The sequence below is a fragment of the Vibrio sp. SS-MA-C1-2 genome (assembly GCF_021513135.1).
Taxonomy (GTDB): domain Bacteria; phylum Pseudomonadota; class Gammaproteobacteria; order Enterobacterales; family Vibrionaceae.
Genome location: NZ_CP090981.1, coordinates 2,660,422 through 2,671,728, shown reverse-complemented (window position 1 = coordinate 2,671,728; position 11,307 = coordinate 2,660,422). Strand labels below are relative to the sequence as shown.

At 41.0% G+C, this 11,307-nt stretch carries 9 protein-coding genes; 7 read left to right on the top strand and 2 right to left on the bottom strand.

All coding sequences use genetic code 11. The features are described 5' to 3' along the window. Positions 1–4: 4 nt before the first annotated feature. Entirely contained in the window at positions 5–1,363 is a 1,359-nt protein-coding gene (locus L0B53_RS16470) for a hypothetical protein (protein ID WP_235060682.1), read from the bottom strand. 377 nt (positions 1,364–1,740) lie between these two features. On the opposite strand from L0B53_RS16470, the gene L0B53_RS16465 reads away from it, so the two are divergent. Genes L0B53_RS16465 through L0B53_RS16440 form a run of 6 tightly spaced genes read left to right on the top strand, consistent with a single transcriptional unit; the run spans position 1,741 to position 8,915 of the window. Further along, positions 1,741–2,697: a MoxR family ATPase gene (locus L0B53_RS16465; protein ID WP_235060681.1), complete on the top strand. Its 957-nt coding sequence runs from the start codon at positions 1,741–1,743 to the stop codon at positions 2,695–2,697. Continuing rightward, complete coding sequence (locus tag L0B53_RS16460) at positions 2,694–3,689, top strand: DUF58 domain-containing protein (RefSeq protein ID WP_235060680.1); 996 nt, start codon at positions 2,694–2,696, stop codon at positions 3,687–3,689. The genes L0B53_RS16465 and L0B53_RS16460 overlap by 4 nt, the downstream gene beginning before the upstream one ends. Continuing rightward, positions 3,682–4,215: a DUF4381 domain-containing protein gene (locus L0B53_RS16455; protein WP_235060679.1), complete on the top strand. Its 534-nt coding sequence runs from the start codon at positions 3,682–3,684 to the stop codon at positions 4,213–4,215. The genes L0B53_RS16460 and L0B53_RS16455 overlap by 8 nt, the downstream gene beginning before the upstream one ends. Then, positions 4,212–5,180, top strand: a complete 969-nt coding sequence (locus L0B53_RS16450; protein WP_235060678.1) for a VWA domain-containing protein — start codon at positions 4,212–4,214, stop codon at positions 5,178–5,180. Before L0B53_RS16455 ends, L0B53_RS16450 begins: the two co-directional genes overlap by 4 nt. Then, positions 5,173–7,098 (top strand): VWA domain-containing protein, encoded by a 1,926-nt coding sequence (locus L0B53_RS16445; protein ID WP_235060677.1) that lies wholly within the window; start codon positions 5,173–5,175, stop codon positions 7,096–7,098. Before L0B53_RS16450 ends, L0B53_RS16445 begins: the two co-directional genes overlap by 8 nt. Continuing rightward, positions 7,092–8,915 (top strand): BatD family protein, encoded by a 1,824-nt coding sequence (locus L0B53_RS16440; protein ID WP_235060676.1) that lies wholly within the window; start codon positions 7,092–7,094, stop codon positions 8,913–8,915. The genes L0B53_RS16445 and L0B53_RS16440 overlap by 7 nt, the downstream gene beginning before the upstream one ends. A 135-nt stretch (positions 8,916–9,050) precedes the next feature. On the opposite strand, the gene L0B53_RS16435 is transcribed toward L0B53_RS16440, so the two are convergent. After that, a complete protein-coding gene (locus tag L0B53_RS16435) occupies positions 9,051–10,088 on the bottom strand; it encodes a P1 family peptidase (RefSeq protein ID WP_235060675.1) in 1,038 nt (345 codons plus the stop codon). A 232-nt stretch (positions 10,089–10,320) separates the two neighbouring features. Between L0B53_RS16435 and nagZ the strand changes: the two genes are divergently transcribed. Next, a complete protein-coding gene (gene nagZ / locus L0B53_RS16430) occupies positions 10,321–11,307 on the top strand; it encodes a beta-N-acetylhexosaminidase (RefSeq protein ID WP_235060674.1) in 987 nt (328 codons plus the stop codon).

The following is an 11,307-nucleotide window of genomic DNA, read 5'->3' as shown; positions in this document are numbered from 1 at the left end:
TACACTAACCCGTCACAGTATTAATCTTTTCTGAGCTGATCGCCCGTTGAGTTAACCGTTTAAATAGTCGACTTGTTATTTTACCTAAACAGATAATCGAGATGAAAATAAAAAGTTTAAAAAGAAAATAGGGGCCATTAATAGTTAACCAATTTATTAAATCATTTAAACTGTTTTTGATGATTGAGTAAGCGACTTGAATATCTAAAATATCCTCGGTTAGATTCCCCGTTGATTCAAAAATCTGCTGTTTAAATTTGGTCGTTTCAATTCCCATTTCATCGGCTAATGCAACATAATATTTTAATAAGGCAGTTTGGTTATCAATTTTACGGCTGGTGAGCAACAACAACATCTCTAACTGACCTTTTTCAGATTGAGTTGAGGTTCTAATCTGTTTTTTATAGACCTGTTTCTGCCTTAAATCATAATTTAGCAAGGCGGAAAGTAGCTCTGAACGCTGTTTAATATCACTGGCTATCGTATCTATCTGTTTTTGACTATCAATGTCAAATTTTTTTAGCCAAAGATAGTTTTGCCATTGATCTCGTAATAGCGTTGCGTGGAACATCTTGCCATCATCGATATTTTTTAAGGCGAGTAACTTTCCTTCCAGTTCCATTGAAGTGTAGCTTTTTACCTCTGTATTTAGGTAACTTAATAATGACTGTTTGGCTGAGTTGATGAATTTAATCTGTTTTTTAACTTCACTGAGTAATTTTTCATTCTCTGATTGATGGTGTATCTGTTGTTGTTTCAGTTGTTCACTGTTTAAGATTGATTTTTGTTGAAATTCTATTCTTTGTTCTTGGTTTTTAAGCTCTTTCTGGTTTAGTTGTTGCTCTAATTGAGCGCGTTCTTCTTCTGTTAATGGTAAGGCGGGGTCATTAATTTGAGACGTTAACTCCTCTATCTCTTCTTCATTAATTGCTTGTTGTTGGCTCTGCTGTCGCTGTTCTTTTTCGATCTCTATACCCTGTTGAGAAAGGAGGTTTGCTCTTTTTTGATGGTTCTTGATCAATGATAGAAGAAGCTTTCTGCGTTGACTATTTTTGCTCAGCAACTGTAAACGAATTACATTTTGACCTAAGCCATTAAATGCATCATTACGTTGAGACAATCCGGATATTTCCTCACTGATCTGTTGATATTCGAGGTATTGAGTTTCAGAACGGTTAGGTGAATTTGAGGTATTAATATTATTCGCGGGTTTATTTTCAGTCTGGATATTCAGAATTTGACCATGATGACTATCACGACTTTCAGCATAACTGTGCTTTATCAAGCCATGTTGAGTAAAACTAGGTATAACAAAAAATAGTAATAAACAACAGAGTAAGGGAATAAAGAATCGATTTTGCATTTTATTTTAATTTAAGTAGTTAAATAGAAAAAGATCATCTCTAATTTATGGACAAAGCGTCTAGTTGGAAACTCGTTATATAAGAGCTTATTGAGCGTATTCTCAAATGTAAGAGGTATATACCCTTCATACCTGAAGTCGCTAGGCTAGGTTTATAATAATGGCTGTACTCGTTCGCCCTAATCATATAATACATCTATATCCATGGGATCTCACTTGCTTGCCGTCTACTAGCAACGCCAATGATTTTAGGTATATTAAACCGTTATTTGAATGGAACTTAAAATCAAAAATCGTGTCTTAGCTCGGTATTATTTTATTCAACATGATTTGTATAAAATATTGTTCACTTTTTATACTGGAAGGATCATCAAATAATGTTAGCTACAACCTTTCAACAGCTACAACAGCATTTAGAATCTCAAGTTATTGGTCAACCTGCGTTAGTTAAACAACTCTTAATTGCACTGTTGGCTGATGGGCATATTTTAGTGGAAGGTCCCCCGGGGCTTGCAAAAACCCGAGCCGTAAAAGTGTTAGCTGATAATATTGAGGGGGAATTTCACCGTATTCAATTTACCCCTGACCTGCTTCCTGCGGATTTAACGGGAACCGATATTTTTCGCCCTGAAAATGGGACGTTTGAATTCCAAGCTGGCCCGATCTTTAACTCGTTAGTGTTGGCGGATGAAATTAACCGTGCACCCGCTAAAGTTCAAGCTGCAATGTTAGAAGCGATGGCAGAGAAACAGATCACTGCAGGTCGTAAAACCTATCCACTTCCCGAGTTATTTTTAGTGATGGCGACTCAGAACCCGATTGAGCAAGAGGGGACTTATCCGTTGCCTGAGGCGCAATTAGACCGTTTCCTATTACAGCTCAATGTTGATTATCCTGATGATAAACATGAACGAGATATTCTTCGTTTAAATCGTGGGGAAGCGCAAGGTATTTTAGCCGCCAAACAAACTAAAGTGACTCAAGCCGATATCTTTGCCGCTCGTCAGCAAGTTCTTGCGATTCACATGGCCGAAGAGGTTGAGGATTATCTGATTCGTATTGTGATGGCAACCCGTCATCCAGAAAAATATCAGCAACAGTTAGCAAATTGGTTACAGATGGGGGTGAGTCCTCGTGCGACTCTAGCCCTCGATCGTTGTGCCAGATCCAATGCATGGTTAGCGGGGCGCGATTTTGTCACCCCTGATGATGTTATGCAGGTTGCCTATCCGGTTCTTCGTCACCGTTTACTGTTAAGTTATGAAGCTCAAGCAGAGGGGATCAGCCCCGATTTCATTATTCAGCGTCTCTTAAGTTTGGTGGCCAGCGCATGAAGTTAGCACTCCCAGCTCATAGCGACGGGTGCCATCTAACGATTAAAGAGTTACTTAATTATAAAAACCAGTCAGTTAGATGGTTACCGCCAGCAAGAAATATCTGGTCACAGTTAAATGGTCAGCATTTAAGTCGCCAAAAAGGGCGAGGGATGGACTTTGCTGAGGTTCGCCCTTATCAAGGGGGCGATGATATTCGTTCCATTGATTGGCGAGTCACCGCCCGAACCGGTAAAGCGCATACCAAGCTTTTTTCTGAAGAGAGAGAGCGGCCTGTGATGTTGTTAATCGACTTCTCTATATCGATGTATTTTGGTTCGCAGCTGATGTTGAAATCGGTACAAGCTGCCCATTTTGCTAGCCTTGTCGCTTGGTTAACGGTGGCTCAAAAGGATCGTATCGGGGCAGTGATTGTCAACCCTAATCAAGTTGTAGAATGTAAACCAACGGCGCGTCAACAAGGCAGTTTACGGCTATTAAATCGCATTATTGATGGGCATCAACAACTCTCTGAGATTGCACTTCAGACTAATGATAATCAAAATATCTCCTCCAACATGACGAGTGTGACTTTTTCACAAGGCTTACGACACTTAGATCGTCTTTGTCCCAAAGGCAGTGAAGTGGTCATTATTAGTGATTTTCATGGTTGGAGTGTTGAAGATGAGTTGAAAATTGCCAAGCTACGTCAACACAACCAGATCCAATTTGTCCATATTAGTGATCCTCTTGAACAAGGGGAAACGGAATATCGCGGATCGGAGTATGTGACAGATCATCACCATACTGGATGGGTTGACTTCTCGAAATCTGAAAGTAAAAAGCAGCTTGCTGGACACTTCTCGCAGCACTATCACGCCCTTAAACAGTTGGCTAACCGTTTAGCTATCCCTTTGCATGGTATTTCAGCAGGGGAAGCGCTGTTAAGCCAGTTAGTCAATGGCAATGTTGGTAAAAAGAGGAATGAAAACAGCGAGGTGATTCATGAATAATACACCTCAACACTCAGGATTACAGCTGGCAGATATTCATCTACAGAGTGCACCAAATTGGTGGCCGCTAAGCTTGCTGGGGTGGTTGTTCGTTCTCGTGATACTGCTAATTTTAGCTGGGGTTGGCTGGTGGCTTTATCGCTGTTCTCAACAGACAAGTGCACGAAAATTGGCATTAAAAGAGTTGAAAAAATACCAGCCAAATCGAGCAGATCAACCAGGTGTAGAAACCCGCTTCAACTTAAAAATGGTCAATCGTGTACTCAAGCAGACTATTTTAAGCTATTACCCAAGATCACAAGTCGCAAGCTTAACTGGGGATGCTTGGTTTGAGTACCTTGATCAACAATTAAAAGCGGAGGATCGCGGGTTTGTTGAATATTCCGCAGTTTGGCTACAAGGACTTTATCAAGATAAAGCATTGAGTCAGCAACAAGCTCAAATCTGCTGGCAACAAGCTTATATTTTGATCAAAAAAGCTGATTTTAAAATTACCGATAATCGCGAAAAGAAAGAGTCATTATGATTAGTTTTATCTGGCCTTGGCTGGCGTTATTGTTACCTTTGCCATGGATTATTCGCTACTTTAGGCCAACTAAAGAGCAACCGACTGAGATTTATATCCCATCGTTACCTAAACATCTCTCAACGACGAATAAAAAGCAGGGCTATCTGCTGCCGATCTTAAAAACCTTGGCATGGATTAGTTTTTTAATCGCATTAGCAAGACCCGTTTGGTATGGCGACCCAATTCAAGTGAGTCCTGAACATCGAGATATGATGTTAGCTGTCGATCTTTCTGGGTCAATGCAAGTGAAGGATATGAAGCTACCCAATGGACAAATGACCGATCGCTTAACGGCAGTAAAACTGGTGCTGGCTGATTTTATTAAAGAGCGTGAAGGTGACCGATTAGGTCTGGTACTTTTTGCCGATCACGCTTATCTGCAAACCCCATTAACGCTGGATACCCAAACGGTTTCCCAACAACTTTCTCGCTCGGTGATCGGCTTAATTGGTCAACAGACCGCGATTGGTGAAGGGTTAGGGATCGCGACAAAAACCTTTATTAACAGTGATGCCAAACAGCGAGTGATTGTGTTGTTAAGTGATGGCAGTAATACCGCAGGTGTTCTTGATCCGTTAGCGGCTGCTGATTTAGCAGCAAAAAGTGGCGTCACTATTTATACCGTCGGCATTGGTGCAGATGAGATGCGTCAACAAGGGTTGTTATTTGATCGTACCGTCAATCCATCCCGTGATTTAGACGAAAAAACTTTACAAGCGATTGCTGATAAAACCGGTGGCCAATATTTTAGGGCGAGAGATCCTGAGCAGCTCGCTAAGATTTACCAAGCGATTAATGAGTTACAACCGATCAAAAATGCAGAGAAGACTTGGCGACCACAACAAGAATGGTTCAATTATCCATTGGCTTTTTCTCTGTTATTGTCACTGTTTATTTTTCTATTAAGGAGAAAGCATGGGTGATTTTACCTTTCTCTATCCATTATGGTTTTTAGCATTATTGCCGTTAATTGGCTTACTCTATCTGCCAAAAACGCGACAGAAATCGAGTGGCTTATTTGCCCCTCATTTAGCACAACATTTTGGAGTTAAGAGTAAAAATAGCCAAAAATTAGGAGGGATATTTTTTGCGATAATTTGGCTATTAGCGGTAATTGCGCTCTCTGGACCTAGTTGGCAGAAACAAGAGCAACCTGTCTATAGCAATAAAGAGGCACGAGTCGTGGTGCTTAGCTTATCTCAATCGATGATGGCAAAAGATATCGCACCTAATCGCCTGCAACAAGCAAAATTCAAAATTCTCGATCTATTACCTGAATGGAAAGAGGGAGTGACAGGTTTAGTTGCCTATGCTGGTGAAGGGTACATGATTAGCCCGATGACGGCGGATACTTCGACATTAGAGAACTTAATCCCTCAACTCACGCCATCATTAATTCCGTCTAAAGGCGAACGTACATCAGAAGGGGTTGTTGAGGCGATTAAATTGTTGCAACAAGCTGGGTATCCGCAAGGGGATATCGTGATTGTGGCTGACAATATTAACCGTAATGAACAACAGAAAATCAGTCAACTTTTATCAGGAACTGAATATCACCTAACAATACTTGCGGTGTCGACGACCGAAGGTGCCCCGATCCCTGATCAAAATGGCCAGTTAATCAAAGGTAAACAGGGGGAGATTGTGATTTCACAGTTACAGCGCCGTGCATTGCAGCAGTTTACTTCACAGCTCTCAGCAACATTAGTCGAAGTACAAGCGACCAATCAAGATGTTCAGCAAGTGGTATCAGCAACTAGCCATAATTTAATGATGGAAGCGTCTAAAGAGAAACAGAAACTGGATGGTCGGCAAAATAATGGCTATTGGTTTATGTTACCGATTCTGTTGTGTTTACTCTGGGGGATGCGTAAAGGACTACTGGTCGCTACACTGGCCGTAATGATATTCCCTAAAGGTGCTGATGCCGCCAATTTATTGGTTAATCAAGATGCTCAAGCTTATGAGCAGTTTTCTCAAAATAACTACCAACAAGCGAGTGAGCAGTTTGTTGATCCTGCTTGGCGAGGTATTGCCCAATATCGAGCTGGGGAATATCAAAAAGCGGTGGAATCGCTAAAGCAAGCTGATGATATAACGTCTGAATATAATTTAGCTAATAGCTACGCTCAATTAGGTGAGTACCCTAAAGCGATTGAGCAGTATAAAAAAGTGCTTCAACAAGATCCTCGCCATCAAGATGCTAAACATAATTTAGAGCAAGTTGAAAAACGATTACAACAGCAAAAGCAGAAAAAAAATAAACAACAACAGAAGCAGGATCAAAAACAAAACCAAGAGCAAGATAATAAACAAGATCAGCAATCGCAAGATAAGCAGTCTGACCAGCAAAAGCAACAGCAGAGCCAGCAATCGCAAGATAAGCAGTCTGACCAGCAGAAGCAACAGCAGAGCCAGCAATCGCAAGATAATCAGTCTGATCAGCAGAAGCAACAGCAGAGCCAGCAATCGCAAGATAATCAGTCTGATCAGCAGAAGCAACAGCAGAGCCAGCAATCGCAAGATCAGCAATCTGACCAGCAAAAGCAACAGCAGAACCAACAATCACAAGATAAGCAGTTTGAGCAACATAAAAAGCCGCAGAATCAGGCGTCTCAAAATGAAAATCCTGAGCAAACTAAAGGTGCAAAAGGTGATAAAAAGGAGACGAGCTCAGAGCAGGCGTCTGTTGGAGTCTCTTCTTCACAAGTGAGTGAAGGCGATCCAGTGATGAAAAAATTAGAACAGATCCCTGATGATGCGAGTCAGTTGATTCGAGCACAAATTATGTTACAACAGCGAGAAAAAGAGCAAAATAGAGGAGTGAACTCGTCATGGTAAAATACTTTATGGTAAACAGCTCTAAAGTAAACAGTAGCAACAAAAAAGGGTTTTTCTTGCTCTGGATATTTGCACTATTTTCACTGTTTTCAATCAATGCTAATGCGGAGACTATCGCAACGGTTTCAAAGAATGTTGTCGAGGTAAATAGTGCCTTTCAACTACAAATTACAACTAATAAGAATGTCAATGTTGATTCCTTGGATCTCTCACCGCTGCAAGCCGATTTTCTGATGGGGCGACCAAGTGTTAGCAACAGCATGCGCAGTATCAATGGTAAATTTAGTCGAGAGACTCGTTGGACGGTAGCTATTGCAGCGAAAAAAGTGGGTAATCTAACCATTCCGCCTTTGACGATTGCAGGTGATCAAACTGCCCCCATTACCATACGTGCGATGAAATCAACAGACAACGTTAAAGCAGATAATCAAGATATTGTTGTTCACTCTCAATTAGATAAAAAAACATTGTATGTCGGGGAATCCACCAATCTCAAATTGACAGTAATGATTGGTGTTCAAACGGATAGTGCTTCTATTACTGCACCTCAAGGTAACGGACTAACCGTTAAACAGACGGGCAAAGATAATCAATATCGAACAGTGGTTAATGGCCGCACTTATATTGTACTCGAACGTATTTATCAGGTGATGGCGACAGAAGCAAGTACGACAACGCTTCATGGTGCGGAGTTCCAAGCTTCAAAAATTCAAGGTGGACAAAATCCATTTAGTTCATCATTAGCGATCCCGATTGCCAAGAAAGCCAGTGATATTGATGTTGAGGTTTTAGCTAAACCAGAGGGAGTTAAAGGGCTTTGGTTACCGACCTCTAAATTAACGTTAACGCAAGATTGGCAACCAGATGTTGGTAGTCAAGAACCGGCTTCTACCGTAACAAATTCAAAAATAGTCGAAGCAAAAATTGGTGAGCCAGTAACACGTACCATTAAACTCATGATTACTGGATTTGATTCAACCCAGTTCCCTGATATTAATATTCAGTATCCCAATTCGGTTAAAGTTTACCCTGAAAAAGCTGAGTATCAGCAACAAGGTAACGCGATGGTAATGACATTGAAAAAGGCGATTATTCCTCGTCAAGCTGGAGATATTTCGCTTCCTAGCTTAACGGTTAATTGGTTCGATACCATCAATAAAAAATCACAAACAGCAACAATTGATGGCTTAACGTTGAAGGTGACACAAGATAAATCGGCGGCTATTAATAATAATGGTGGAAGTCACGTTAGCTCAACACCTGTTATCGCTAATCAGACTCAAGCTGATCAAAAGGATAAAAGTGTAAATACCGACGTAAATGTAGCAAATAAAAACTCAGTGAGTCTTGATGATTACCGTCAATTACAAGAGAAAAAGAATAGCTTAGAGATCGCCGTATTTATTCTGGCAGGACTTTGGTTAATCACGCTATTTCTTTGTTCTTGGTTATGGCTTAAATCGAAAAAACAGCCATCTTCCTTATCACTGTCGAATGACATAATTCGTCGTTCAGATACCAATTCTATTGGCAAGCTGATAGATGCACTGCTGAGAGGCGCAAGCATTGAGTTTAGAACTCTTTATCGTCATAGTGATTTCTCAACCCTTGATAGTGAATTGCTTTCGCAGATCCAGCAGCAAGTGACGTTAATGGAGAAAGCTCAATTTAGTCGACAGGAGAATCAAGATCCCGAACAACCGCATTGGGATAAAGAGGTATTGTTAGGGTTATTAAAGAGAGCTCAAAAACAGCAGAGTAAAAAAGGGTTAAAAGGAGACAATAACTCCCAATCTCTTGCTGAGTTAGAGCCTTAATTAAGTGAGAAAAAGCGAAAAAACCAAAAGGCAAAGAAAAAATAAGCTCACGGCTCTATGAAAAGTTCAGCGAGCTTATTTTTATGAGAGGAACTTAAGTTAGGCACTTAAATAAACATCATTCATTAAAAGAGATTATTGATTACTGGTAATCTCGTTTCGAGTCGGTAACCCCCCTAAAGATTCGGCACTTTCAACCGCACGGTAAATCGCTTGTTGAACAACTTCAGCACCCACTACACCAATTGAGTTAATATCTGTTACTTCTATTTCACCAGTACCTGCTGCAAATAGGGTATCACCATCATACATCGAATGGACTGGATTAATCGCACGAGCATAGCCATCATGTCCCATTTGAGCGATCTTCAATGCTTGAGTTTTTGTCAATTTAGCATTGGTGACAATGACACCAATCGTTGTGTTACGTCCAGCAAAGCCTTTAGATGCGAGACCGTCCACGATTAAATCCTTGCCTGACACAAACGATTTACCATCTTCAGAACGAGTGCCTGCGTAGACTTGGCCATCTTTTGTTACGTCACCCCAAGCGTTAACGGCAACAATGGCACCGATAACTAAACCTGAATCAAATTCAATCACATAACTGCCAATACCACTTTTGGTTGAACGTTTGCCGCCAGCGATCTTACCGACAGTCGCCCCTGTTCCTGCACCAAAAGAGCCCTCTTTAAATTCAGTTCGATTGGCAGATTTTGTGGCTTGATAACCCATGGTGGCATCGGGTCTACTTTTAGGATCACCAATGGTTAAATCAAACAACACGGCACCGGTAACAATCGGTACTTTAGCAACACCCACATCAAAGCCAATGTCATTATCTCCAAGGTACTTCATCACGCCTGTCATACTATCTAAGCCATAAGCACTGCCACCAGAGAGCACAATAGCATTGACTTGTTGTACTAAGTTTTCAGGACGAAGAAGATCGGTTTCACGAGTGCCAGGTGCTGCACCTCGAACGTCGACACCGGCTACGGCCCCTTTATCGAAGCGCAGAACCGTGACACCCGTTACGCCTTCTTTATCTTGAGCTTGACCGATCGAAAGTCCTTGGATTTTAAAAAGGTCAGTAGGCTGATAATCAGCCGCTGCATTGAAGGAGAGCAAAGTTGCAAGTAGTGCTGTTAATGGCGCGAGGTACTTCTTCATAAATTCCCTTAATGATTTGTTAAATTATGAGGGTTAGGATAGCAAATAATTTCACAAACTGCCTAGCAATATAAAACTGGTTGGATATTTAGTTATTGTTTATCTGAGGGTTAAGCTGAAATAACCTTTTAAATTATATACCTAAAGTAATTGGAATTGCTATCTACTAGTAACACTAATTACTTTAGGTATATAATTTAAAATTCTCTCAATTAATTCAAAGGATAAGAGCATGGGACCGTTATGGCTGGATGTAGAAGGGTATGAGTTAACCGCAGAAGATCGTGAGGTATTGGCTCACCCAACAGTGGGTGGTGTGATTCACTTTGCTTGTAACTATCATGATAATCAGCAGTTAATTGAGTTAAACCGTCAAATTCGTGTTGCAGCTAAACGACCAATTCTTATTGGTGTCGATCAAGAAGGTGGACGAGTGCAACGCTTTAAAGAGGGATTTACTCGTATTCCAGCCGCACAAACATTGGTAGATTGCCAGCAAGGTGAAAACGTCGCACAACAAGCTGGCTGGTTAATGGCGGCAGAGCTGATTGCTCACGATATTGATTTAAGCTTTGCGCCTGTTTTAGATAAAGGTCATCAATCAAAAGCGATTGGGAACCGTGCCTTTAGTAATCATAGCCCAGAGATCCTTCGTTTTAGTCGCGCTTATATGAAGGGAATGAAATCTGTAGGGATGGCAACAACAGGAAAACACTTTCCTGGTCATGGGGGTGTGACTGCTGATTCTCATTTAGAGACCCCTTTTGACCCTCGAGATACCATTATCAGCGATGATATGGAAATTTTTAGACAACAGATTACTGCTGGGTTATTAGATGCAATCATGCCCGCCCATGTTATCTACTCTCATTATGATCAAATCCCTGCAAGTGGATCTGAGTTCTGGCTCAAAAAAGTATTACGTCAACAACTGAACTTTGAAGGAATTGTATTTTCTGATGACTTAAGTATGGAAGGTGCAGCGATTATGGGCTCACCATCGGAACGAGCGCAGCAATCATTAGATGCGGGTTGTGATATGGTCTTGATGTGTAATAATCGAAACTCTGCGGTTGAGGTTCTCGATCATCTAACCATCAGTGAGGTTTCTAAAGCGGTATCGTTGCAGAAAAAGTCTACTTTTACCTTGTCTGAATTACAGGCTACAGATCAGTGGCAGCAAGCGAATCGAGAGATGCAGGTTTTGCTTGAAGGTTAA

Bases quoted from the DNA above. Each gene is read 5' to 3' on its own strand.
- L0B53_RS16470 (WP_235060682.1), bottom strand. From the start codon at position 1,363: ATGCAAAATCGATTCTTTATTCCCTTACTCTGTTGTTTATTACTATTT.
- L0B53_RS16465 (WP_235060681.1), top strand. From the start codon at position 1,741: ATGTTAGCTACAACCTTTCAACAGCTACAACAGCATTTAGAATCTCAA.
- L0B53_RS16460 (WP_235060680.1), top strand. From the start codon at position 2,694: ATGAAGTTAGCACTCCCAGCTCATAGCGACGGGTGCCATCTAACGATT.
- L0B53_RS16455 (WP_235060679.1), top strand. From the start codon at position 3,682: ATGAATAATACACCTCAACACTCAGGATTACAGCTGGCAGATATTCAT.
- L0B53_RS16450 (WP_235060678.1), top strand. From the start codon at position 4,212: ATGATTAGTTTTATCTGGCCTTGGCTGGCGTTATTGTTACCTTTGCCA.
- L0B53_RS16445 (WP_235060677.1), top strand. From the start codon at position 5,173: ATGGGTGATTTTACCTTTCTCTATCCATTATGGTTTTTAGCATTATTG.
- L0B53_RS16440 (WP_235060676.1), top strand. From the start codon at position 7,092: ATGGTAAAATACTTTATGGTAAACAGCTCTAAAGTAAACAGTAGCAAC.
- L0B53_RS16435 (WP_235060675.1), bottom strand. From the start codon at position 10,088: ATGAAGAAGTACCTCGCGCCATTAACAGCACTACTTGCAACTTTGCTC.
- nagZ (WP_235060674.1), top strand. From the start codon at position 10,321: ATGGGACCGTTATGGCTGGATGTAGAAGGGTATGAGTTAACCGCAGAA.